General features: G+C 72.1%; 19 protein-coding genes, 1 tRNA gene and 2 pseudogenes. 15 read left to right on the top strand and 7 right to left on the bottom strand.

Annotated elements, in window-relative coordinates:
• Window positions 1-43 precede the first annotated feature (43 nt).
• Window positions 44-1,384: a UDP-N-acetylglucosamine 1-carboxyvinyltransferase gene (gene murA, locus ACFU3E_RS36310; protein ID WP_384168423.1), complete on the bottom strand. Its 1,341-nt coding sequence runs from the start codon at window positions 1,382-1,384 to the stop codon at window positions 44-46.
• 307 nt (window positions 1,385-1,691) lie between these two features.
• On the opposite strand from murA, the gene ACFU3E_RS36305 reads away from it, so the two are divergent.
• From ACFU3E_RS36305 to ACFU3E_RS36265, 9 genes and pseudogenes are all read left to right on the top strand, one after another.
• Window positions 1,692-2,264 (top strand): YqgE/AlgH family protein, encoded by a 573-nt coding sequence (locus ACFU3E_RS36305; protein ID WP_384168429.1) that lies wholly within the window; start codon window positions 1,692-1,694, stop codon window positions 2,262-2,264.
• A 29-nt stretch (window positions 2,265-2,293) separates the two neighbouring features.
• Window positions 2,294-2,575, top strand: coding sequence for a DUF3039 domain-containing protein (locus tag ACFU3E_RS36300; RefSeq protein ID WP_003990595.1), 282 nt, complete (start codon window positions 2,294-2,296; stop codon window positions 2,573-2,575).
• A 149-nt stretch (window positions 2,576-2,724) separates the two neighbouring features.
• Window positions 2,725-3,012: pseudogene (locus tag ACFU3E_RS36295) on the top strand (sugar ABC transporter permease); the annotation flags it as partial.
• Window positions 2,979-3,801: pseudogene (locus tag ACFU3E_RS36290) on the top strand (carbohydrate ABC transporter permease). The pseudogenes ACFU3E_RS36295 and ACFU3E_RS36290, both read left to right, overlap by 34 nt.
• Window positions 3,802-3,814: 13 nt before the next feature.
• Window positions 3,815-5,452: a beta-N-acetylhexosaminidase gene (locus ACFU3E_RS36285; RefSeq protein ID WP_384168419.1), complete on the top strand. Its 1,638-nt coding sequence runs from the start codon at window positions 3,815-3,817 to the stop codon at window positions 5,450-5,452.
• A gap of 261 nt (window positions 5,453-5,713) precedes the next feature.
• Entirely contained in the window at window positions 5,714-6,607 is an 894-nt protein-coding gene (locus ACFU3E_RS36280) for an FAD binding domain-containing protein (protein WP_384168416.1), read from the top strand.
• Entirely contained in the window at window positions 6,604-8,814 is a 2,211-nt protein-coding gene (locus tag ACFU3E_RS36275) for a 2Fe-2S iron-sulfur cluster-binding protein (protein WP_384168413.1), read from the top strand. Before ACFU3E_RS36280 ends, ACFU3E_RS36275 begins: the two co-directional genes overlap by 4 nt.
• Window positions 8,811-11,126, top strand: a complete 2,316-nt coding sequence (locus ACFU3E_RS36270; protein WP_384168410.1) for a xanthine dehydrogenase family protein molybdopterin-binding subunit — start codon at window positions 8,811-8,813, stop codon at window positions 11,124-11,126. Before ACFU3E_RS36275 ends, ACFU3E_RS36270 begins: the two co-directional genes overlap by 4 nt.
• A gap of 286 nt (window positions 11,127-11,412) precedes the next feature.
• Entirely contained in the window at window positions 11,413-12,579 is a 1,167-nt protein-coding gene (locus ACFU3E_RS36265; RefSeq protein WP_384168407.1) for an SUKH-4 family immunity protein, read from the top strand.
• Here the strand turns inward: ACFU3E_RS36265 and ACFU3E_RS36260 are convergent.
• The 5 genes from ACFU3E_RS36260 to ACFU3E_RS36240 form a co-directional block, all read right to left on the bottom strand.
• A complete protein-coding gene (locus ACFU3E_RS36260) occupies window positions 12,534-13,430 on the bottom strand; it encodes an LPXTG cell wall anchor domain-containing protein (RefSeq protein ID WP_384168404.1) in 897 nt (298 codons plus the stop codon). The genes ACFU3E_RS36265 and ACFU3E_RS36260 overlap by 46 nt on opposite strands.
• 111 nt (window positions 13,431-13,541) lie before the next feature.
• Window positions 13,542-13,772 carry a hypothetical protein gene (locus tag ACFU3E_RS36255; protein ID WP_384168401.1) on the bottom strand — a complete coding sequence of 77 codons (231 nt, stop codon included), beginning with the start codon at window positions 13,770-13,772 and terminating at the stop codon, window positions 13,542-13,544.
• Between the two features lie 157 nt (window positions 13,773-13,929).
• Window positions 13,930-14,772, bottom strand: coding sequence for a MerR family transcriptional regulator (locus ACFU3E_RS36250; protein ID WP_384168398.1), 843 nt, complete (start codon window positions 14,770-14,772; stop codon window positions 13,930-13,932).
• Complete coding sequence (locus ACFU3E_RS36245; protein WP_384168395.1) at window positions 14,766-15,539, bottom strand: alpha/beta fold hydrolase; 774 nt, start codon at window positions 15,537-15,539, stop codon at window positions 14,766-14,768. The genes ACFU3E_RS36250 and ACFU3E_RS36245 overlap by 7 nt, the downstream gene beginning before the upstream one ends.
• Window positions 15,540-15,602: 63 nt before the next feature.
• On the bottom strand, window positions 15,603-16,772 hold the full coding sequence (locus ACFU3E_RS36240; RefSeq protein WP_384168426.1) for a helix-turn-helix domain-containing protein: 1,170 nt from the start codon (window positions 16,770-16,772) through the stop codon (window positions 15,603-15,605).
• A gap of 153 nt (window positions 16,773-16,925) precedes the next feature.
• On the opposite strand from ACFU3E_RS36240, the gene ACFU3E_RS36235 reads away from it, so the two are divergent.
• Together ACFU3E_RS36235 and ACFU3E_RS36230 are read left to right on the top strand one after the other, a co-directional pair.
• Entirely contained in the window at window positions 16,926-17,162 is a 237-nt protein-coding gene (locus tag ACFU3E_RS36235; RefSeq protein ID WP_384168392.1) for a hypothetical protein, read from the top strand.
• A gap of 47 nt (window positions 17,163-17,209) precedes the next feature.
• Window positions 17,210-17,365 carry a hypothetical protein gene (locus tag ACFU3E_RS36230; protein WP_384168389.1) on the top strand — a complete coding sequence of 52 codons (156 nt, stop codon included), beginning with the start codon at window positions 17,210-17,212 and terminating at the stop codon, window positions 17,363-17,365.
• 129 nt (window positions 17,366-17,494) lie between these two features.
• On the opposite strand, the gene ACFU3E_RS36225 is transcribed toward ACFU3E_RS36230, so the two are convergent.
• A tRNA-Cys gene (locus ACFU3E_RS36225) sits at window positions 17,495-17,566 on the bottom strand.
• A 197-nt stretch (window positions 17,567-17,763) separates the two neighbouring features.
• Between ACFU3E_RS36225 and ACFU3E_RS36220 the strand changes: the two genes are divergently transcribed.
• The 4 genes from ACFU3E_RS36220 to ACFU3E_RS36205 all read left to right on the top strand — a co-directional run bounded on the left by ACFU3E_RS36220 (window position 17,764) and on the right by ACFU3E_RS36205 (window position 23,283).
• The gene (locus tag ACFU3E_RS36220; RefSeq protein WP_384168386.1) at window positions 17,764-19,212 is read left to right on the top strand and encodes an MFS transporter; all 1,449 of its coding nucleotides are present in this window, start codon (window positions 17,764-17,766) and stop codon (window positions 19,210-19,212) included.
• A 423-nt stretch (window positions 19,213-19,635) separates the two neighbouring features.
• Entirely contained in the window at window positions 19,636-21,435 is a 1,800-nt protein-coding gene (locus ACFU3E_RS36215) for a DEAD/DEAH box helicase (protein ID WP_384168383.1), read from the top strand.
• Between the two features lie 338 nt (window positions 21,436-21,773).
• Complete coding sequence (locus tag ACFU3E_RS36210; protein ID WP_384168380.1) at window positions 21,774-22,415, top strand: IclR family transcriptional regulator; 642 nt, start codon at window positions 21,774-21,776, stop codon at window positions 22,413-22,415.
• Between the two features lie 76 nt (window positions 22,416-22,491).
• Window positions 22,492-23,283: a S16 family serine protease gene (locus tag ACFU3E_RS36205; protein ID WP_384168377.1), complete on the top strand. Its 792-nt coding sequence runs from the start codon at window positions 22,492-22,494 to the stop codon at window positions 23,281-23,283.
• The last annotated feature ends 91 nt before the right edge of the window (window positions 23,284-23,374 follow it).

Raw genomic sequence — 23,374 nt, 5'->3', positions numbered from 1 at the left:
CCCGAACCGGGTGGCCGCCCCTTTGACGTCACTGCACGCGCCGCTACCCGAGCGCCTTGCCGGGCAGCTCGACCTTCGCGCCGAGCTCCATGAGCTTCTCCATGAAGTTCTCGTAGCCGCGGTTGATGAGGCCGATGCCGTGGACACGGGACGTGCCCTGGGCCGCCAGCGCCGCGATCAGGTACGAGAAGCCGCCCCGCAGGTCGGGGATGACCAGGTCCGCACCCTGCAGCTTGGTCGGGCCCGAGACGACGGCCGAGTGGAGGAAGTTGCGCTGGCCGAAGCGGCAGTCGGAGCCGCCCAGGCACTCGCGGTAGAGCTGGATGTGCGCGCCCATCTGGTTCAGCGCGGACGTGAAGCCGAGGCGGGACTCGTAGACCGTCTCGTGGATGATGGACAGACCCGTGGCCTGCGTCAGGGCGACCACCAGGGGCTGCTGCCAGTCGGTCTGGAAGCCGGGGTGGACGTCCGTCTCCAGCGCGATGGACTTCAGCTGGCCGCCGGGGTGCCAGAAGCGGATGCCCTCGTCGTCGATCTCGAAGGCACCGCCCACCTTCCGGTAGGTGTTCAGGAACGTCATCATCGAGCGCTGCAGCGCGCCACGGATGTAGATGTCGCCCTCGGTCGCCAGCGCCGCCGAGGCCCAGGACGCGGCCTCCAGACGGTCCGGCAGGGCGCGGTGGTTGTAGCCGCCGAGCTGGTCCACACCGGTGATGCGGATCGTCCGGTCGGTGTCCATCGCGATGATCGCGCCCATCTTCTGCAGCACGCAGATGAGGTCCTCGATCTCCGGCTCGACGGCCGCGTTGGACAGCTCCGTGACGCCCTCCGCGAGGACGGCCGTCAGCAGCACCTGCTCGGTCGCGCCGACGGACGGGTAGGGCAGCCGGATCTTCGTACCGCGCAGCCGCCGGGGCGCCTCCAGGTACTGGCCGTCCGCCCGCTTCTCGATCTTCGCGCCGAACTGCCGCAGCACCTCGAAGTGGAAGTCGATGGGCCGCCCGCCGATGTCGCAGCCGCCGAGACCGGGGATGAACGCGTGGCCGAGGCGGTGCAGCAGCGGTCCGCAGAACAGGATCGGGATACGGCTCGAACCCGCGTGGGCATCGATGTCGGCGACGTTCGCGCTCTCCACGCGCGTCGGATCCATCACCAGTTCGCCGGGCTCGTCACCCGGACGGACCGTCACACCGTGCAGCTGCAGCAGACCCCGTACGACCCGAACGTCGCGGATGTCCGGAACATTGCGCAGCCGGCTCGGAGCGCTGCCCAGCAGCGCTGCGACCATGGCCTTCGGCACGAGGTTCTTCGCACCGCGGACACGGATCTCGCCCTCCAGCGGGGTTCCGCCGTGGACAAGCAGGACATCGTCGTTGACGGTCATGAATCTCGCGTTCCATGGAGTCGGGCAGGGGCCAGGAGGGAAAGGGTAATCGCCCACCACCCCCCTTCAGTAAGCCTGAGTCAGACCCAGCCACGTCATAGCTCTGTCACAAACACGAACGGTTCCGCGCCGGGCACGTGGGGTCACCGTCACTTCCGTGCGCGTGGGCGCCGCGGTGCGCCCGCCCGCCCCCCGCCGCCCCCTCGACCGAGGCCTTACCAGGCCACCTCTTCGATTCATGGCTGCGTTCCCTCCCTGTGCCGCATTGCCTCCCCACGCGAAGGGAGAATGCGGGATCATGTCTGCCATGACCGAGGTGTCCTCGCTCACAGGGCGGTTGCTCGTGGCCACGCCCGCCCTGGCGGACCCCAACTTCGACCGCGCGGTGGTGCTGCTCCTCGACCACGACGAGGAGGGCTCCCTCGGTGTCGTCCTCAACCGCCCCACCCCGGTGGACGTGGGTGACATCCTGGAGGGCTGGGAGGATCTCGCCGTGGAACCGGGCGTCGTGTTCCAGGGTGGCCCGGTGTCGCTGGACTCGGCCCTCGGGGTCGCGGTCGTCCCCGGCGGTGTGTCCGGCGAGGCCGCCCCGCTGGGCTGGCGCCGGGTGCACGGTGCGATCGGTCTCGTCGATCTGGAGGCCCCGCCGGAGCTGCTGGCCTCCGCCCTCGGCTCCCTGCGCATCTTCGCCGGGTACGCCGGCTGGGGTCCGGGCCAGCTGGAGGACGAACTGGTGGACGGCGCCTGGTACGTCGTCGAGTCCGAGCCGGGTGACGTCTCGTGCCCGTCTCCCGAGCGGCTCTGGCGCGAGGTGCTGCGCCGCCAGCGCAGCGAGCTGGCGATGGTGGCGACGTACCCGGACGACCCTTCGCTCAACTGATGCGTGTGAGCTTCAGTACCCTTGGCCCTATGAGCACTCTCGAGCCCGAGCGCGGGACTGGTACGGGGACCCTCGTAGAGCCGACGCCGCAGACCTCTCACGGTGACGGTGACCACGAGCGCTTCGCCCATTACGTCCAGAAGGACAAGATCATGGCGAGCGCCCTCGACGGCACCCCCGTCGTGGCGCTGTGCGGCAAGGTCTGGGTGCCGGGCCGCGACCCGAAGAAGTACCCCGTGTGTCCCATGTGCAAGGAGATCTACGAGTCCATGAGCTCCGGCGACGACGACAAGGGCAAGGGCGACAAGTAGGCCCGGCCCGCGGGGCGTGAGGCCCCCAGGGCGCGTTCTGCGCGCCCTGGGGGCTTTTGTGCCGTCCCGGGCGTTGCACGGGGTGCGTCTGCCGGTCACAGAGTGGCTGAGACCTCTTGTGGGCGTGTTCATGCAGTCCCTAGCCTCCGAAGGCGCAGGTCAGCGGCGGAGGGCCGGCCACCTTCGAGGGCTTCGGGAACTACACCGAGCTGTTCGGGGACCCGCGGTTCTGGCAGGTGCTGCTCGCCACCGTGCTGTTCGCGGCGGCCTGTGTCGTCTCCACACTCGCGGCGGGCTGCGCCCTCGCCGTGCTCCTCACCCGCGTCCGGGCCGTACCGCGGCTCGCGCTGATGCCGGCCGCCCTCGGCGCGTGGGCCCCTCCGGCCGTGACCGGCTCCACGGTGTGGCTGTTCCTCTCCGACCCGGACTTCGGCCCGGAACCGGATGCCGGGCCTGGATGGTGCTCGGCACCTTCAAACCGGCCGGGGAGATCGAGTCAGGCGACCCCAGGCCGTGGACGCTCGCGCCCTCCCCGGATTCCTTCCGGCGTGTCTTCGGGCAGCAGGAATTCGGCCGGTACCTGCTCAACAGCCTCGTCGTCGCGGGCTGTGTCGTGATCGCCTCCGGGCTCATCGCGTTTCTCACCGCGACCCGCCGTCGCACGATTCCGCTTCCGCCTCCGGACCACCCTTCTGATCATGTTTCTGGTGGCCCGGACGGTACCCGTGGAAGCCCTCACGATCCCCTTGTTCTTCCTCATGCGGGACGCCGGTCAGCTGAACACGCCGGGCTCGCTGATCCTGCCTCACATCGCCTACTCACTGCCTTTCGCGATCCGGATGGCGCGGGGGTTCGTGAAAGCCGTTCCGGAGGCGCTGGAGGGGGCCGCGCACATCGACGGGGCGAGCCGGGCGCGATTCCTCCGGCAGATCCCTTTCCCGCTCGTCCTGCCGGGCCTCGTGGCCATCGGTGTGTTCTCGTTCATCTCCGCCTGGAACGACTTCCTGTTCGCCAAGTCGTTCATCATCGGCGACACGTCGCAGTCGACGCTGCCGATGGCCCTGCTCGTCTCCTGCAAGCCCGACGACCCGGACTGGGGCGGCGTCATGGCCGCCTCCACGGTGATGACGATCCCGGTCCCGGTCTTCCTCGTACTCGTACAGCGGCGCCGGGTCTCCGGACTGGGCGGCAGCGGCGCCGGGTCTCCGGACCGGGCGGCGCGGTGAAGGAAGGACTGATGTGACCGAACTGATTCCGGCGCCCCGCAGTGCCGTCGCCGGTTCCGGCGAGGTGCGGCTGACGCGCCACTCCCGGCTCTACGCCGACACCGGGACGGAAGGCGTCGGCCACTGGCTGAGCGCCGCCCTCCGGCAGGCCACCGGCCTGCCGCTGCGCGAGGGGCGGGAGCCCGACGACGCCGAGGGCGGCATCGGGCTGTTCCTCGACCCCGGACTCGGCCCCGAGGAGTACCGCCTCGTCAGCGACGGCTTCGGCGTCCTCATCGGGGGCGGCGGCGCGGCCGGTGTCTTCTGGGGCGCCCAGACCCTGCGGCAGCTCCTCGGTCCCGACGCGTATCGCAGGGCCCCGCTGGACCGCGACCGCGCCTGGACCGTGCCGCACCTCACGATCGAGGACGCCCCCCGCTTCCGCTGGCGCGGCCTGATGCTCGACGTCGCCCGGCACTTCATGCCCAAGGAAGGCGTGCTGCGTTACCTCGATCTGATGGCGGCGCACAAACTCAACGTCTTCCACTTCCATCTGACGGACGACCAGGGATGGCGCATCGAGATCAAGCGGCATCCGCGGCTGACCGGGATCGGCTCCTGGCGCGCCCGTACGAAATCCGGCCACCGGGACTCGCCGTTGTGGGAGGACAAGCCGCACGGCGGCTCCTACACGCAGGACGACATCCGGGAGATCGTGGCCTACGCCGCCGAGCGGCATATCACCGTCGTCCCCGAAATCGACGTACCGGGCCACTCGCAGGCCGCCATCGCCGCGTACCCGGAACTCGGCAACACCGACGTCATCGCTGCCTCCATCGAGGGCGGCACCGTCCTCTCGGTCTGGGACACCTGGGGAATCAACCCGAACGTACTCGCCCCCACCGACAACACCCTGCGCTTCTACGAGGGCGTCTTCGAGGAGGTACTCGAGCTGTTCCCCTCGGAGTTCGTGCACATCGGCGGCGACGAATGCCCCAAGGACCAGTGGCGGCGGTCGGAGACGGCGCAGGCGCGCATCAGGGAACTCGGGCTCGCGGACGAGGACCAGCTCCAGTCCTGGTTCATCGGGCACTTCGACACCTGGCTCACCGAGCGCGGCCGCCGGCTGATCGGCTGGGACGAGATCCTGGAGGGCGGCCTGGCCGAGGGCGCCGCCGTCTCCTCCTGGCGCGGATACGCCGGTGGTGTCGCCGCCGCCCGGGCCGGCCACGACGTGGTCATGTGCCCCGAGCAGCAGGTGTACCTGGACCACCGTCAGGCCCCGGGACCCGAGGAGCCGGTACCGATCGGGTGGGTGCGCACCCTGGAGGACGTCTACCGGTTCGAGCCCGTGCCAGCGGAGTTGACGCCCGAAGAGGCCCGGCACGTGCTGGGCGCGCAGGCCAATCTGTGGACCGAGGTGATGGAGGACCAGGCGCGCGTGGACTACCAGGCCTTCCCCCGCCTCGCGGCCTTCGCGGAGGTCGCCTGGAGCGCCCTGCCCGCCCCGGCGGAGCGGGACTTCGCCGCCTTCCGGCGCCGTATGACCGCCCACTTCAGGCGGCTGGACGCCCTGGGTGTCGCCTACCGGCCACCCGCCGGCCCGCTGCCCTGGCAGCAGCGCCCCGGGGTGCCGGGCCGTCCGAAGGAGGGCCCGCCGCCCAGCCGGTAGCAGGCACGCCGTCGCTACCGAACAGCTCGAACAAGCCACGGAAAAAGCGCACAAGGGTCACCGAAAGTGCCAATCGGCATGCACGGGTGAACCTGTGTGAAAACGGACCATCTCGTCGGTGAGGTGGGCGAATGCCTCCTAGCGGACCCGTGTCTTCGGCTCTCGCCAAGATGTGCCAGAGTTGCCACGTCCGCCCTGTCAGCACGTACCGTACGGCAGCACAGGTGGGACCAGGTGGGGCAGCGGGAAGGGGCAGCCGGTTTGACCACGCACGCACCGCAGGCGGCGCAGGCCGTCACGCTGCCCACGACGCTGGACGAGGCCGTCGCGGCGCTCACCGCCGTGCCCGCCGCCGTGCCCGTCGCGGGTGGCACCGACCTGATGGCCGCCGTCAACTCCGGGCAGCTCAGGCCCGCCGCGCTGGTGGGACTCGGCCGCATCAGCGAGATCCGCGGCTGGCGGTACCTGGACGGTCACGCGCTGCTCGGCGCGGGCCTCACGCACGCGCGCATGGGCCGCCCCGACTTCGCGGCCCTGATCCCGGCACTCGCCGCCGCCGCGCGTGCCGCGGGCCCGCCGCAGATCCGCAACGCGGGCACCCTGGGCGGCAACATCGCCTCCGCCGCCCCCACCGGGGACGCGCTGCCGGTGCTGGCCGCCCTGGAGGCGACCCTGATCATCGCGGGCCCGCGCGGAGTCCGCCGGGAGGTCCCGGTCTCACACCTGCTGGCCGGGGTGGACATGCTGCGCGCCGGCGAGCTCATCGGCTACGTGCGCGTGCCGCTGCTGCACGCCCCGCAGGTCTTCCTGAAGGCGACCGGCCGGACGGGCCCGGGGCGCGCGGTGGCGTCCGTGGCCCTGGTCCTGGACCCCGCGCGCCGGGGAGTGCGCTGCGCGGTGGGCGCCATAGCGCCGATGCCGCTGCGGCCGCTGGAGGCCGAGCAGTGGGTCGGCAGCCTCATCGACTGGGACAACAGCCGGGCGCTCGTCCCGGAGGCGCTGAACGCCTTCGGGGAGTACGTCGCCGCGGCCTGCATCCCCGACGCGGCGCCGGCCGAGGACGGCTCGGTCGCGCAGCTTCCGCCCGCCGTACTGCACCTGCGGCGCACCGTCGCCGCGCTGGCCCGACGAGCACTGGGGAGGGCGCTGTCGTGACCGACGACCAGCACGGAGAGGGCATGCCCCGGGGCGGGAGCCGCTGGGACCCGCTGCCCCAGGGCGAGTACGACGACGGCGCCACGGCCTTCGTCGAACTCCCCGAGGGGGGCGTCGACGCGCTGCTGGCCGCCGACAGTCCCCTGGCCGCGCCCGGCCACGGCTACGTACCGCCGCAGATAGCGGTCAACCCCGCGACGACGGCCGGGGCCGACCCGGCGGCCACGGGCGCGTGGCCGGTGCCGGGCGCGCCGGTCGACGGGGCGCAGTGGCACGACCCGAACGCCGGGCACCAGCAGCACGGCGAGCACGGCGCGCACCAGCAGCAGGGCCACGACGTGCCCGAGCCGCCGTACGGCCCCGACACGCCGTACGACCCCGACACGCCGTACGACCCCGGGACGCCCTACGGCTCCGACGCGACGGCGCGGCAGCACGGCGGGGACCGGTTCACGTACAACCCCGGGACGACCGGGCAGTGGAACTTCGAGGAGACCGCGCCAGCGGCCGGGGCCGCCCCCGGCCATGACGTGACGGGGCAGTGGTCCATCCCGGTCGCTGGGGGCGACCTTCCGGACGAGTCGGGCGAGTTCACCACGTCCTCGCTGGTCGAACAGTGGGGCGGCACCCCGCCGGCCACCCTGCCCGGCGGCGCGCCCGCGCCCTGGGCGACGCAGGCCGCGGGCCGGCCGTGGGGGCAGCAGGACCCGCAGGACACGGCGGGGCGGGAGGAAGCCCAGCCGGGCTACCCCCACGAGCACGACCAAGGTCACGAGCAGGGCCACGGACAGCAGGGCGACGCCGGACCGGCCTCCGGATACGCCCCGGAGCAGCAGGCCGCCGGGCCGCTGCCGCGGGAGGCGGGCCCGGATGAGGCCGGAGGAACCGGTCACCCGCAGGACACTCACCCGCAGGATGCTCACGCGCCGGGAGTCCACGAGGACACCGGCCACGCGCACCAGCCGGGGGAGTTCGGCCATGCGCCGGAGTCGTCCGGAAGCGCCGGCGCCGGGCCGGAGGCGCCCGGCACCCCTCACGTGCCCCAGCCGTCGCCGTACGCGCCGGAGGAGTCCGCGGCAGCCGCCCACACGACGGAGCCGTCCCGTTTCGCCGACCACGGGTTCGAACTCTCCGACCATCCCGGCCGCGGGCCGGAGGCGTCCGGCGCCGACTCCCACGCGTCCGGGCAGCCGTACCCCGAGGGCCCCGGCGAGTTCCCCGGGGAGCCCGGGCCCGAGGCGCACCCGGAAGCCGCCGAGCTCCCGCAGGACGCGCAGGAAGCCTCACAGCCCGCTCCCGGACCCGGTGAGGCCTCCGAGGACGCCATCGGGGCCCCGGAGGCCGCCGACGGCCCCTCCGAGCCCGCTGCGGCGCCCCTGCAGACCCTCGCGGAGACGGACGCCGGTACCGGTCCGGAGACCGCAGACGGCGAGCCCCAGGACGACCCGGCGCCGGACGAGGACCCGGCCAGCACCGCATCCGGTCCGGCCGGCACCCCGGACGCCCCGGCCGTCGCCGCTCCTCACGACGTACCTCCCGCAGCCCTCCACGAGGAACACCCCCTCGCCTCCTACGTCCTGCGCGTCAACGGCACCGACCGCCCCGTCGGCGACGCGTGGATCGGCGAGTCCCTGCTGTACGTGCTGCGCGAGCGGCTCGGACTCGCGGGCGCCAAGGACGGCTGCTCGCAGGGCGAGTGCGGCGCGTGCAACGTCCAGGTCGACGGACGGCTCGTGGCGTCCTGCCTGGTCCCGGCCGTGACCGCCGCCGGCAGCGAGGTCCGTACCGTCGAGGGCCTGGCCGAGGACGGCCGGCCGTCGGACGTGCAGCGGGCGCTCGCGCGCTGCGGCGCCGTGCAGTGCGGATTCTGCATCCCGGGCATGGCGATGACCGTGCACGACCTGCTGGAGGGCAACCCGGCGCCCACCGAGCTGGAGACCCGCCAGGCATTGTGCGGCAACCTGTGCCGCTGCTCCGGCTACCGGGGCGTGGTGGACGCCGTCAAGGACGTCGTCGCCGAACGCAAGGCCCACTCCGCGCCCGCCGACGGCGACACCGACGAGGCCCGCATCCCGCACCAGGCGGGCCCGGGCGCCGGTGGCGTGAACGCGTCGGCCTTCGGAGCGCCCCCGGAACCGCACACCCCGGATCCGCACTCCCCAGAACCGCACGACCAGCCCTACGGCCAGGACGGAGGCCCCGCGTGAGCAACGAAGCAGCCACCGCACAGACCGCGGAGGCCGCCCCCGCCCCCGCCCCCGAACCGCTTCCGCACGGCATCGGCGCCTCGCTCCCGCCCGCCGACGCCCGCGCCAAGACGGAGGGCACCTTCCCGTACGCCGCCGACCTGTGGGCCGAGGGCCTGCTGTGGGCGGCCGTGCTGCGTTCACCGCACCCGCACGCGCGCATCGTGTCCATCGACACCTCCCACGCGCGCGAGATGCCCGGTGTCCGCGCCGTCGTCACCCACGAGGACATCCCCGGCAGCCTGCTGCACGGCCGCGGCACGGCAGACCGCCCGGTCTTCGCCTCCGATGTCGTGCGCCACCACGGCGAACCCCTCGCGGCCGTCGCCGCCGACCACCCGGACACCGCGCGCATGGCGGCGGCCGCCGTCATCGTCGAGTACGAGGTGCTCGACCCGGTGACCGACCCGGAGCAGGCCTTCGAGGCCGAGCCGCTGCATCCCGACGGCAACCTGATCCGGCACATCCCGCTGCGCCACGGCGACCCGGACGCGGCCGGCGAGATCGTCGTCGAGGGCCTGTACCGCATCGGCCGCCAGGACCCCGCGCCCATCGGCGCCGAGGCGGGCCTGGCCGTGCCGCGCCCGGACGGCGGGGTGGAGCTGTACCTCGCCTCCACCGATCCGCACGCCGACCGCGACGCGGCCGCAGCCGCCTTCGGCCTGGAGCCCGAGCGCGTCAAGGTCGTCGTCACCGGAGTCCCCGGTGCCACGGCCGACCGCGAGGACCAGAGCTTTCAGCTCCCGCTCGGCCTGCTGGCGCTGCGTACCGGCTGCCCGGTGAAACTCACCGCCACGCGCGAGGAGTCCTTTCTCGGCCACGTCCACCGGCACCCCACCCTGCTGCGCTACCGCCACCACGCCGACGCCGAGGGAAGACTCGTCAAGGTCGAGGCGCAGGTCCTGCTCGACGCGGGCCCCTACGCCGACACCTCCGCCGAGGCCCTGGCCGCCGCCGTCGCGTTCGCCTGCGGCCCGTACGTGGTCCCGAACGCCTTCATCGAGGGCTGGGCCGTACGCACCAACAACCCCCCGTCCGGCCACGTACGCGGCGAAGGCGCCATGCAGGTCTGCGCCGCCTACGAGGCCCAGATGGACAAGATCGCCAAGAAGCTCGGCATCGACCCGGCCGAGGTGCGGCTGCGCAACGCCCTGGCGACCGGCGACGTGCTGCCGACCGGCCAGACCGTGACCTGCCCGGCCCCGGTCGCCGAACTCCTCCAGGCCGTACGGGACTTCCCGCTGCCGCCCCTGCCCAAGGACACCCCCGAGGACGAGTGGCTGCTGCCCGGCGGCCCCGAGGGCGCGGGCGAACCGGGCGCGGTGCGCCGGGGCGTGGGCTACGGCGTGGGCATGGTGCACATGCTCGGTGCCGAGGGTGCGGACGAGGTCTCCACGGCGACCGTGAAGGTGCACGACGGCGTCGCGACGGTCCTGTGCGCGGCCGTGGAGACCGGCCAGGGCTTCACGACGCTGGCCCGGCAGATCGTCCAGGAGACGCTCGGCATCGACGAGGTGCACGTGGCGCCGGTCGACACCGACCAGCCCCCGGCGGGCGCGGGCTGCCGCGGTCGGCACACCTGGGTCTCCGGCGGCGCGGTGGAGCGGGCGGCGAAGATGGTCCGCACACAGCTCCTCCAGCCGCTCGCGCACAAGTTCGGCATGTCGACGGAGCTGCTCCAGATCACCGACGGCAAGATCACGTCGTACGACGGAGTCCTCTCCACCACCGTCACCGAGGCGCTGGACGGGAAGGAACTGTGGGCCACCGCCCAGTGCCGCCCGCACCCGACCGAGCCGCTGAACGAGACCGGCCAGGGCGACGCGTTCGTCGGCATGGCCTTCTGCGCGATCCGCGCGGTGGTGGACGTCGACATCGAGATCGGTTCCGTACGCGTCGTGGAACTGGCCGTCGCCCAGGACGTGGGCCGGGTCCTGAACCCGGCCCAGCTCGCCGCCCGGATCGAGGCGGGGGTGACCCAGGGGGTGGGCATCGCCCTCACGGAGAACCTCCGCACGCCGCGCGGCCTCATCCGCCACCCCGACCTGACCGGCTACGCGCTCCCGACCGCCCTCGACGCGCCCGACATCCGCATCGTCCGGCTGGTCGAGGAACGGGACGTGGTCGCTCCCTTCGGGGCCAAGGCCGTCAGCGCGGTGCCGGTGGTGGCGTCCCCGGCGGCCGTCGCGTCCGCCGTCCGGGCCGCGACGGGCCGCCCCGTGAACCGCCTCCCGATCCGCCCGCAGGCCGCGGTGGTCACGGACCGAGTCTGAGGCCGTGCCCACCGCCTGACCCTGTGTGCCGGGCTCCGGCCGGGCACCTCGCACCCGATGGTGCGCCGGAGGCGAAGCCGATTCCGGCGGAAAGGGAACGCGCGAGGGTGCTCTGAGCGTCTGATGAGGTGACGCGGCGTGGTCGCCGGGCGCGCGTCGCTGATCCGGGGCGTTGTCAGTGGTGGGACGTACTGTTCTGGGCAGTGGGGAACGGCTGCCGGGCTGGGCCTGGGCGGTCTGCCGTGCTCCGCCAGGGGACGGTGAGCAAGCACATGCGGGGGAGCCCATGAGTACGACCGACACCGATTCCGCGGTGATCACCCTGACCGAGTCCGAGCTGGACCCGTGGGTGACGCACGCGTCCACCCGGCACTGGCTGACCGGCCCCGGACTGCCCTGCGACAGCGGTGTGCTGAGCTTCGCGGAGCTGAGCCGCGAGGGCCTGCGCACGGTCGCCGACTCGACGGGAGACCAGGACGGCCGCCTCTCGGCGGAGCTGCGTGAGCAGCTGGTGATAGGCGGACTGCTGGGCCCCGGCGGCCTGGAGACGGAGTCGGTCCTGCTGGACGGCGCGACGGGCGAGATCTCGACGGCGTACGTCCTGCACGACCGCCCCGGCCTGATGGACCGCCGCCCCCTGGCCCCCTCCCTGCGGACGCTCGTCCGCTTCGCGGAGGCCACGGACGAACTGGCGGGCCTGCGCGGCCAGTTCGCCTCCTACGCCGGCCGCTACGGCCCCAAGGCGGTGGCGGAGGCCTCCCGGCACCTGCTGGCGGTGTTCCGCGACGGGGCGGACGGCGAACCGGCCCCGTTCTGGAAGATGGCGGCACTGATCCGCCCCCTGTCCCTGGTGGCGGGCCGCAGCGGCGTGTCCGGCCTCTCCCTGGACCTCCCGCACCGCTTGCTGGACCAGGAGTTCGGCCCCGGCAAGGTGGCGCGCTTCGAGGACGTCGACTTCCCCGCGACCCTCACGCACGAACCGACCCGCCGCTTCCTGCGCGAGGTGGGCCTGCCGGAGGACGCCCACGTCTTCTCCCTGGACACGGACGTCCCCCTGGCGACGCTCGCCGAGTACCACGCCGACACCGGCACCCCGGCGCAACTCCCCGCCGGGGCCCACCGCCTGATCCGCCTCGGCCACCTGGTCGAGAACAACAGCCTGGTCGTCGACGGCGCGACGGGCGCGGTCCTGAACTGGAGCGAACCCGAAGCGACGCTGTACCCGCTGAACACGGACGTGTCGACCCTCGCCTTCACCTTCTGGCTCCTGCACCGCGAGCGCGCGATAGCCGCCCGGTCGTCCCACGAGCTGACGACCGACACCTACGACCAGCTGGCCATGACGATGCTCCAGGTCCTGTCGACGGTGGACCCCACGGGCGTGACCGCCGGCAGATCGGTCCGCCACTACTGGACGGACGCGTTCCAGGACGAGGCGGGCGGCGTGCTCTGACGGGGCTTCCCGCAGGCGGACTTGGCGGCACCGCGGCGGCGTACGACGTACACCAGGCCGCCACCGATCACCGCGGCGCTGACCGCTGCACCGGCGAGGAGCGGGGTGCCGTCGGAGCCGGTGGAGGCGAGGTTGCCGCCGGTGGTGCTGCCGGTCGTGGAGCCGGTGGAGCCACCGGTCGAGGTGCCGGTCGAGGCCGTGGCCGAGGGGGAGGCGGTGGAGCCCGTGCCGTCGGCGGCCTGGCCCTCCGGGGCGTTGCCGTTCCGGCCGTTTCCGGAGCCACCGCCCGCGCCGTCCGAGGGGCTCGGCTCCGGCTCGTAGTCGCTCGGCAGGTCGATGCTGATCACGGCGATGTTGTTGGCGCGGTTCGTGTCGTACTTCGGGGCGATGTCGTAGACGGACGACGCCTTGACCTCGCCCTCGGTGTCCTGCGCGGACTTCTTGGTCTTCAGCGTGAACGTGTACGCCAGGGACTGGCCGGCGTCGAGGGTCCCGTCCTGCGGCCAGCACACGTACTTGGGCTTGCCCGTGGTCCCCTGCGGCTCGCTCGGCCCGTCGATCCCGAACTGCGCGCAGTCCTTGGGCACACCGACGGCGACGGTGCCCGGCGGGATCTGCACCAGCAGCCCGGGGAGGTCGTCGCTCTCCTGGTTCTGCACCCAGCCGGGGCCGTCGTTGCGCGGGGTCGCCGTCACCGACTGCTCGCCGCCCGCCAGCGCCTCGGTGTCCTCGCCGACCGCGACGAGGTCGGCGGTGTTGTCGGCGGTCAGGGTGAGCCGGCGGTAACTGTGGTCGTACCCCTCGCCCAGGGCGTCACCGGTCGCGCTCGTGCCGTACTCGACGGCCTCCATCAGGGCGTTGTCCAGCGCCTTGAACCGGACGGGCGTGGTGACGGAGGCGCCGGGCTCGATGACCGTGTCAAGCTCGCAGAGCGCCTGCCTGACCTGGTCCTTGACGGTCGACTAGGTGCAGCCCTTCACCTGCTCGGGGAAGTCCAGCCCACGCGTCAGACGCACCCGGAAGGTGACCCCGTCCACGGCGGCCGTGCCCTGGGTGGTGAGGGTGACGGACTTGTCGTACACCTCACCCGGCTTGGGAGCCGCGTACGGCAGGGCCGACACGATCAGTTCGGGCCCGCCCTCCTCGGCCTGAGCCAGGGGTGCGGCGACAGCGGGACCGGCGACGGCGATCACGGCAGCGGCCCAGGACGGCTGCCGAGGGGCGGAGGTGCACGGTGGTTTTCCTCGTCGAAACAGGGGGCGAACGACCGGAGCGTCGGCTACCGGTCATGTTCTGGACGCCTGAAAGGTGATCGGGGTTGTGCACGAAATTGCCGGGGCCGACGGGGTGTCAGAGAGGGTAGGTCAGGTCGGCAGCACTGGACGCGGGCGTTTCAGGACGAGGCGGGCGGAGCGGGTGGGAACCGGGCGCACGGTGGAGGGCGGTCCAACCGTCCCAGCCCCGCTCTTTCAGTAACTCGATGAGCCGACGGGCGGACGGCACGGTGTCGAATGCCAGCGTGTCCATCAGCTCGACGAACGTCGGCTCGATATCGGCCGGGCCACCGAGGTACTCCTCGCCCCGCTCGTCGACCAGCTTGGTGAGGTAGGCAGCCACTCGGTCGGCCAGCTCGATCAGCGACGAGTCGTCGTCACCCCGTTCGAGAGCCTCACTCAAGTGCAGGTAGAAGCCGGTGAGCTCCGGGTCTGCGATCTGCTCCTGCTTGCGCGCGATCCACTCCGTCACCCGCCCGGGTGAGCGCGCCGCCAGCGGGATCCAGCCGTCCCGTTCGGCCTGGACGATCCGTTCGTCGACGCCGAGCGCTCGCAGCCGGTCGAGGAACGCGACGACATCGGAGGGGAGGGCCAGACCGTCCCCCGAAGCGAGCCGGGCGATTCGCTCACGGTGCCGCCGCCGCTCCTGGATCTCGGCCTCCAGCCTCCTGTCGATGTCGGCGACAGCAGCGGCGAACTCCTCCTCCCCGGCCTGGAGAAGCTCCCGCACACGCGCGAGTGGGACCCCGGCCTCGGCGAGGGTACGGATCCGCAGCAGCTCCACCACGGCACCGGCGTCGTACCGCCGGTATCCGGCGTGGTCCCGCTCGGGCTCGGGCAGCAGTCCCTTGGTGTGATAGTGCCGCACAGCGCGGACGGTGACTCCGGCGTACGCCGCCAGCTCGCCGATGGTCAGCATGGGACCAGTCTGCTCCGAATGATCTCGGCGACGTCAGGGGCGTGCGTGAAGACCAGCCCATGGTCGGCGTCGATCCAGTCCGCGGAGATGCGCGGCTGCTCGCGTATGAGCCGCTCCACGCCGGCACGCCACAACCGGTTGTGCCGCGGGGCGCGCCCTTCGGTGCTGTCGCCTGCGATCGCAGTGGACGCGATGACGTGCACGGGCAGGTCGATCCTTTGGTACCGGTCGAGGACCTGGCCCCGGACCACATCCATCTCAAGGCCCAGGTCGACGATGTCCTCGGCGGTGAGCGAGGCGTGACGCGCCGCCTCAGCCTCTGCGATGGCCCGGAACTCAGCGAGGTCGGCCTCGGTGAGGAACGGTTCCGGCAGCGGATTCGCCCCGTCGATGAGCACGAGCCCGGCGACGGTCCCGGGGCGCTCGGCCGCAAAGTGCACGGCCAGGTCCGCGCCCAGGGAGTAGCCCACGAGTACCGGCGCCGAGGGCAGGTTGAGTTCCGCCATCACGGCGACGAGGTCACCCAGGAAGGCATCGAAGGAGTACCGCTCGGCGGGGGAGGCGAGACCGTGACCCCGGAGATCGAAGGTCACAACATCATGATCCCGCCGCAGCAGCGAGACCAGCTCGTGCAGGTCGGCCTGTGTGCAGTTCAGCCCCGGGCACAGCACCAGGGGGCGCCCCCGGCCGCCACGTGACACCGGGATGGCGACACCGTCGTGCCGAACGGTGAAGCACTGGATGCCGCTGTCGCTTCTCACAGTCATGGGGACCATGCTGGGGGGTTGACCGTGCGTCAGGGTCAATTCCGGGGATTGTCGTGACGGGCCTCAGAGGGGCACGCTTGCGCGTTTGGCCAGCTTCGTCAGCCGGGGATTGCTGCGGCGGTGCAGTGAGGTCAGCACGCGCATCAGCTCCTGGCTCGTCGGATGCACGCGGGCCATCTCCGGGGCGACGTCCCATGCCTCTTCCAGGGATGCCAGAGCGGAATCGCGGTCACCGAGAGCGAGGTGCGATCGGCCCAGATTCATGTGCAGGGGGCCGATGCGAGTGGCGGGCAGTTCCGTGCCGCCTCGGATGAGACTCTCTGCGGTCTCCAACGCCCGGCGGTGCTGGTCCATGTCGGAGGAAGTCGAGATGACGTGCGTCGCGGTCTGGTCCGGGCCGAAGTGGATGCCATGCTCGTCGGCGTCCTCGCCGTACTCCTCGGCTGTCCGCCAAGCCGCCCGCATGTGCTCCTCGGCCATTGCCCGGTCCTTGAGGCGACCGGCCAGAGTGAGCCCGCGCAGGTGCAGGATGCCCAAGCCGAACGCACGGTCACGGCCTTCCAGGGTCGACTCGGCCTGAACTACGGCGCGTTCGACGATTGCCAGTCCGCCGGCGAAGTCACCGGAGTTGAGGAAGGATCCGGCCTCGTCTCGGGCTGCCACCGTGGCGGCCACGGGGTGGGACCGCTCGGCTGCCGCCCGCTGCTTCATGACGGCCAGCTCTGCGAGGTGCATCCAGCGGTGCCGGGCGGCCAGCCAGTAGACCACGCTGTACGTGTCGGCCACGCGCGTCCAGGCATCGGGGGACTGGGTGGCGTGGGCGTAGTTGGTTGCGTCCGCCAGCACCCAGGGGAGCTTCCGAAGGACCGCCGACAGCTCGGTCCGATAGCGGTGCTCGTTCAGCTGAGCCAGCGCCAGCGGCAGGTCTTCCGGGTGGGCCGGCGGTGGGTCGGGGATGTCGAACCGCCGGATGGCGTGGTTGAGGGCGGTGAGGCTGGTCTCGTCGGCACGCTCCACGGGAGCGGTGCCCAGCAGCTCGTCCAACGTCAGCCCCATGGCGTGAGCGAGGGCGGCTGCGATGCCCTGAGTGAGGGCCCGATCGCCGACCTCGATCTTGCTCAACAGTGAGACCGACACGCCCGCACGCCGGGCGAGAGAGACCTGGCTGAAGCCGCGCGCCTTACGGCAGACGGCCACGTTTGCCCCGGGCCCAGGGATCCTGCTCACGCTCATGATGTGCGTCTTCCCTACTCGACTTCTCTTACGTTCCATCGTCCCACCGTGACCGCTCATACACGCTGTGTTGTGCGAGAGGTGTGCAAGTTGGCGCGGCGTAACAGCAGTTCTCTTCTGTGAGACAGATGTGCACGGACGGGACGAGGAGTCATGGCACACGCAGGAGAAAAGCCGCCGATGCTGCTCAGCCACGGCGAACTTCCGCACCCCCGAGGGACATTGATGGAAGACATCGAAACGGGGCTCAAGGGAGAACTGCAAGGCGTGATCGAGGAGCGCACCAAGGAGGCCAACAGGCTCGTGAGCCGGATTGCCTACCTGCGGCCGAGAGGGGGAGGAGTCGAGTGGGAGGTCCCTTTGAACCGCATCCGCCCTGCCGACCAGTGAGGTTAGACCTCACCACCAAGCGCGCGGCTCTGATCGGAAAGGGCGATGTGATCGGATACGACGGCGAGTGGCGCACGGTGAAGAAGGCGACGACATCCCGAGGGCCGATGGGTGGATTGGCCGTTGTGGTCGTCTGGAAGGAAGGCGGCTCGGCGCGCTTCCCGGCCGGTGACGAACTGATGTGCAGACAGGCTGACGACTGACCTGACGACCTGGGGGCGGCCCCCCGGCGGCGCCGCCCTTTCGGCTTGCTGCTGGTTGCGTTGTGTTGAGCGACAGGGCGGCAGCCCTGGGGGCGCGCCGCCGTGCCTTTTGCCTGGCCAAGGCGCAAGAGGCCGTGGCGGGATTCGACCCCACGTAACTCGCTTTGCAGGCGAGCCCCTGAACCACTCGGGCGCACGGCCGTGTTCGTACTCGGTGTAGTGACCGTAGGCCGGGGTGGGGTGGGGCTCAAGGGCATCGCGGGGGCTGCAACGCGACTGCCATACGCCGTTCATGAGGGGGGGGGTGGCCGAAAACGGGAGGCGTACGACCAAGGTCTCAGGCCGGGACCGTCTCGGGACAGGGGTCAACGTGGGGCGTGGACCTTACGCTGGCGGGCATGACCGTCCCGGAGTCGCGTGATGCCGATGTCGTGGAGGCCGCTGACCTGCCCTCGGTCGCCGAGAAGGAGACGGGAGTGCTGGGGGCGGCGTATCGGGCGTTGAGTGTCGGGATCGTCTCCGTCGTGCTGCTCATCGCCTTCGAGGCGACCGCCGTCGGGACGGCGATGCCCGTCGCGGCCCGGGAACTGGACGGGGTGGCGCTCTACGCGTTCGCGTTCTCCGGGTACTTCACGACCAGTCTGTTCGGGATGGTGCTCTCCGGGCAGTGGTCGGACCGGCGCGGCCCTCTCGGGCCGTTGACGACGGGCATCGCCTCCTTCGGGGCCGGGCTGCTGCTGTCCGGGACCGCCGGGACGATGTGGGTGTTCATCCTGGGCCGGGCCGTGCAGGGGTTCGGCGGCGGGCTGGTGATCGTCGCGCTGTACGTCGTCGTCGGACGGGTCTATCCGGAGCGGCTGCGGCCGGCCATCATGGCCGCGTTCGCCGCGAGCTGGGTGCTGCCGTCGATCGTCGGGCCCCTCGCCGCCGGCACGGTGACCGAGCAGCTGGGGTGGCGTTGGGTGTTCGTCGGCATACCCGTACTCGTCGTCTTCCCGCTCGCGCTCGCGCTGCCGCAGATCCGGCGCCGGGCGTCCGCCCCGCCGGACAACCAGCCCGCGTCCTTCGACCGCCGGCGCATCCGGCTTGCCCTGGCCGTCTCCCTCGGTGCCGGGTTGCTCCAGTACGCCGCCCAGGACCTGCGCCCGCTCTCGCTCCTGCCCGGTGCCGTGGGCGTGGCCCTGCTCGTGCCGGCCGTGCTCGGGCTGCTCCCGCGCGGCACGTATCGGGCCGCCCGCGGGCTGCCGTCCGTCGTGTTGTTGCGCGGCGTCGCCGCCGGATCCTTCATCGCCGCCGAGTCGTTCGTGCCGCTGCTGCTGGTCACGCAGCGCGGTCTCAGTCCGACGCTGGCCGGGTTCTCGCTCGCCGCGGGCGGGGGGACGTGGGCGCTGGGCTCGTGGGTGCAGTCGCGGTCGCGGGTCGAGCCGTACCGGGAGCGGCTGACCACGGTCGGGATGCTGCTGGTGGCGGCGGCCATCGCCACGGCGCCGAGCGTGCTGGTCGACTCCGTGCCCGTCTGGACCGTGGCCGTCGCCTGGGCTTTCGGCTGCTTCGGGATGGGGCTCGTGATCTCCTCCACGAGCGTCCTCCTGCTCAAGCTCTCCGCCCCGGAGGAGGCCGGCACCAACTCCGCCGCCCTCCAGATCTCCGACGGCCTCTCCAACGTCGTCCTGCTGTCCGCCGGCGGTGCCGCCTTCGCCGCGCTGGGCGGCGGCACGGTGACCCACTCGGCCACTCACGCCTCCGGCTCCCACCCGGCCGCCTTCACCGCGGTGTTCCTGCCGATGGCGGCGGTGGCGCTGGCCGGTGCCTGGGTGTCGACACGGCTGCGGGAGCGCCGTCCGTAGCACGGCCTCAGCCGTGCACCGCCCCCGCGCCCGGATGTCCGGCAGGGCCGCCGATGAGGACCTGTACGACAGGCGGCCGCCCTGCTCCGCGCCCTCGCCGCCAACCACCCCCTCGTCGACGGGAACAGGCGCACCGCCTGGCCGGCCACCGCCACCTTCCTCGCCCTCAACGGCGTAGACCTGGCCGGGGCGGACCAGGACGTGGCGTACGCGCAGGTCGTCGGCGTCGCCTCCCGGAGCCGGGGGCGAGGCCGGGGGGTTCGCGGGACGGCCGAGGAGGTTGTGACGTCGGTCCCACCCGCAGGTGACCCGGCCCGGTCCGCGCGTTGGCGGGGTCGGGGCGCCGGTAGGGTGGCCCGGTTGTCATACGTAGCCGAGCCGTCAGGCTCCCTCGAACGAGCCGCCCGACCCCCAACGGAGACCGTGACTACCACCGCCGGCACCAGCTCTGCCTCGCACCACCTGTCCCCGGCGTTCCCCGGCCGCGCCCCCTGGGGTACCGCCAGCAAGCTGCGCGCCTGGCAGCAGGGCGCGATGGACAGGTACATCCAGGAGCAGCCGCGGGACTTCCTGGCGGTCGCCACACCCGGCGCCGGCAAGACGACCTTCGCGCTGACGCTGGCCTCCTGGCTGCTGCACCACCACGTCGTCCAGCAGGTGACCGTGGTGGCCCCGACCGAGCACCTGAAGAAGCAGTGGGCCGAGGCCGCCGCCCGGATAGGGATCAAGCTCGACCCGGAGTACAGCGCCGGGCCGCTCGGCCGGGAGTACCACGGCGTCGCCGTGACGTACGCCGGTGTCGGTGTCCGGCCCATGCTGCACCGCAACCGCGTCGAGCAGCGCAAGACGCTCGTCATCCTCGACGAGATCCACCACGCCGGTGACAGCAAGTCCTGGGGCGAGGCCTGTCTGGAGGCCTTCGAACCGGCCACCCGGCGGCTCGCTCTGACCGGTACGCCCTTCCGGTCCGACACCAACCCCATTCCCTTCGTGACGTACGAAGAGGGCAACGACGGGATCCGGCGGTCCGCAGCCGACTACACCTACGGCTACGGCAACGCCCTCGCCGACAACGTCGTCCGGCCGGTCATCTTCCTCTCCTACAGCGGCAACATGCGCTGGCGCACCAAGGCCGGTGACGAGATCGCCGCGCGGCTCGGCGAGCCCATGACCAAGGACGCCATCAGCCAGGCCTGGCGGACCGCGCTGGATCCGCGGGGTGAGTGGATGCCGTCCGTGCTGCGGGCCGCCGACCACCGGCTGACCGAAGTGCGGAAGGCCATCCCGGACGCGGGCGCCCTCGTCATCGCCTCCGACCAGGACTCGGCGCGGGCGTACGCCAAGCTCATCCGGGAGATCACCGGCAGCAAGGCGACCCTCGTGCTGTCCGACGACTCCGGGGCCTCCGAGCGGATCGACGAGTTCAGCGGCAACAACGACCGGTGGATGGTCGCGGTCCGGATGGTGTCCGAGGGCGTCGACGTGCCGCGGCTCGCGGTCGGGGTGTACGCCACCACCATCTCCACCCCGCTCTTCTTCGCGCAGGCCGTCGGGCGTTTCGTGCGGTCCCGCAGGCGCGGCGAGACCGCGTCGGTGTTCCTGCCGACCGTGCCCGACCTGCTCTCCTTCGCCAACGAGATGGAGCGCGAGCGCGACCACGTCCTCGACAAGCCCAAGAAGCAGGGCGAGGAGGACCCGTACGCCGAGTCCGAGAAGGAGATGGACGAGGCGAACCGGGAGCAGGACGAGGACACCGGCGAGCAGGACATGCTGCCCTTCGAGGCGCTGGAGTCGGACGCCGTCTTCGACCGGGTCATGTACAACGGCGCCGAGTTCGGCATGCAGGCCCACCCGGGCAGCGAGGAGGAGCAGGACTACCTCGGCATCCCCGGGCTGCTGGAGCCCGACCAGGTGCAGCTGCTGCTGCAGAAGCGGCAGGCCCGGCAGATCGCGCACAGCCGCAAGAAGCCGGACGAGGAGGCCGACCTGCTCGAAATGCCCGCCGAGCGGCGGCCGGTGGTCTCCCACAAGGAGATGATGGAGCTGCGGCGGCAGCTCAACACCATGGTCGGCGCGTACGTCCACCAGAGCGGCAAACCCCACGGGGTGATCCACACCGAGCTGCGGCGGGTGTGCGGCGGGCCTCCGGCGGCGGAGGCGACGGCGGGGCAGTTGCGGCAGCGGATCACCAAGGTGCAGGAGTGGGCGACCCGGATGAAGTGACGCGCCCAGCCGGCGGTGCCGGGCGGGGTTCCGGATGTGTGGGTGTCGTGTGAGCCCCTTGGGTACAGGGTGAGTCCCGTGTACGTACCCGGGCAAACGGCGCTTCCCGTGCCCGGATTCTGGACGGAGCCTTCCGCTCAGCGAACCTGCTTCGCTACTGTCCCGCTACGCATACGCCCCGTGGCAGCGCCGCCGCGGAGCGCAGCCGTGAAGCGACGCGGCCCGGACAGGCCGGGCCGCCGGCCGATCGGCGGCCTCTGAAGCGCGTTACTGACGGGACTCGGTGACGCATGTGCCGACCGGAGGGCCGCCGACCTCACCACTAAGGAGTGGGCGTCGTGACCGCGGAGACCTCCCAGACGCTCGACCGGGGACTTCGTGTCCTCAAGCTGCTCGCCGACACGGACCACGGGCTGACCGTGACCGAGCTCGCCCTCCGGCTGGGCGTGAACCGGACCGTCGTGTACCGGTTGCTCGCCACGCTGGAGCAGCACGCCCTCATACGCCGTGACCTCGGCGGACGTGCCCGGGTCGGGCTCGGGGTGCTGCGTCTGGGGCGGCAGGTCCACCCGCTGGTACGGGAGGCCGCGTTGCCGGCGCTGCGGTCTCTGGCGGAGGACATCGGCGCGACGGCGCATCTGACCCTCGTCGACGGGGCGGACGCGCTGGCCGTGGCCGTGGTGGAGCCGACCTGGACGGACTATCACGTCGCCTACCGGGCCGGATTCCGGTACCCCCTGGACCGGGGCGCCGCCGGCAAGGCGATCCTCGCGGCCCGGCAGCACCCGATGGCCGACCCCGGCTGCACGCTGACGCACGGGGAGCTGGAGGCGGGCGCCTGCGGGGCGGCGGCCCCGCTGCTGGGCGTCACGGGCGTCGAGGGCAGCGTGGGTGTGGTGATGCTGGCGGAGGCGGTGCCGGAACGGGTGGGGCCGCGGGTCGTCGACGCCGCCCGGGAGGTCGCGGAGGCGCTGCGCTGACGGCCGGCGGTCTCCCCGCACGGTCCCCGGACGCCCTGGTCCCGGCCGTGTCCCCCTCCCGCGTTAGATTGATCCCGTGTTCTCTCGCCTCACACGCCCCCAGGCCATCGCCGTCTGCGCCCTGCCCGTCGTGGCCCTGCTCGCGACGGCGGTGCTGGCTCCGTTGCCGTTCTCGGTGGCGCAGCCGGGGCTGACGGCGAACGTCCTGGGCGAGAACAAGGGCACGCAGGTGATCACCATCTCGGGTGCGCCGGTCCGGGACACCCGGGGACAGCTGCGGATGACCACCATCGAGGCGACCTCCCCGGACACCCGTGTCTCGCTCCCCGACGTCATCGACAGCTGGTTCCGCACCGACCAGGCGGTCATGCCGCGCGACTCCGTCTACCCGAGCGGGGGCGACGTCAAGGAGATCGAGCGGCACAACGAGAAGCAGATGAAGCAGTCCCAGGACGCGGCGACGCAGGCCGCGCTGGGGTACCTCGGCCTCGACGACAAGGACGTCGAGGTCAGCCTGAAGCTCGCGGACGTGGGCGGGCCCAGCGCGGGGCTGCTCTTCTCCCTGGGGATCATCGACAAGCTCGACGGCGACGGCACGGGCGGCGATCTCACCGGCGGCCGGGTCATCGCCGGTACGGGCACGATCGACGCGACCGGGCGGGTCGGCGCGGTGGGGGGCGTCGCCCTCAAGACCCAGGCGGCGAAGCGGGACGGGGCGACGGTGTTCCTGGTGCCGAAGGCGGAGTGCGGGGACGCGCGGGCCGAGCTGCCGAAGGGGCTGCGGCTGATTCCGGTGACCACGCTGAAGAGCACGGTGAGTTCACTGGTGGCCCTGGAGACGGGCAAGGGGTCCGTGCCCAGCTGCTAGTGCCGCGACAGGCAGCGTTCGCCCCGTCGCGACGCTCGGCACGCTCCCCCGAGCTCTTCGAGCAGGGGGGACCCCCACTCGCCGCACCGGC

The sequence above is a fragment of the Streptomyces sp. NPDC057424 genome (genome assembly GCF_042803315.1).
In the GTDB taxonomy this organism is placed as follows: Bacteria; Actinomycetota; Actinomycetes; order Streptomycetales; family Streptomycetaceae; genus Streptomyces.
The sequence above is the reverse complement of the archived record's forward strand: the minus strand, read 5'-3'. Positions and strand labels throughout refer to the sequence as shown.

Coding starts and splice junctions, on each gene's coding strand:
- murA (WP_384168423.1), bottom strand. CDS start 1,384: ATGACCGTCAACGACGATGTCCTGCTTGTCCACGGCGGAACCCCGCTG.
- ACFU3E_RS36305 (WP_384168429.1), top strand. CDS start 1,692: ATGACCGAGGTGTCCTCGCTCACAGGGCGGTTGCTCGTGGCCACGCCC.
- ACFU3E_RS36300 (WP_003990595.1), top strand. CDS start 2,294: ATGAGCACTCTCGAGCCCGAGCGCGGGACTGGTACGGGGACCCTCGTA.
- ACFU3E_RS36265 (WP_384168407.1), top strand. CDS start 11,413: ATGAGTACGACCGACACCGATTCCGCGGTGATCACCCTGACCGAGTCC.
- ACFU3E_RS36260 (WP_384168404.1), bottom strand. CDS start 13,430: ATGGAGGCCGTCGAGTACGGCACGAGCGCGACCGGTGACGCCCTGGGC.
- ACFU3E_RS36250 (WP_384168398.1), bottom strand. CDS start 14,772: ATGCTGACCATCGGCGAGCTGGCGGCGTACGCCGGAGTCACCGTCCGC.
- ACFU3E_RS36245 (WP_384168395.1), bottom strand. CDS start 15,539: ATGACTGTGAGAAGCGACAGCGGCATCCAGTGCTTCACCGTTCGGCAC.
- ACFU3E_RS36240 (WP_384168426.1), bottom strand. CDS start 16,772: ATGAGCGTGAGCAGGATCCCTGGGCCCGGGGCAAACGTGGCCGTCTGC.
- ACFU3E_RS36235 (WP_384168392.1), top strand. CDS start 16,926: ATGGCACACGCAGGAGAAAAGCCGCCGATGCTGCTCAGCCACGGCGAA.
- ACFU3E_RS36220 (WP_384168386.1), top strand. CDS start 17,764: ATGACCGTCCCGGAGTCGCGTGATGCCGATGTCGTGGAGGCCGCTGAC.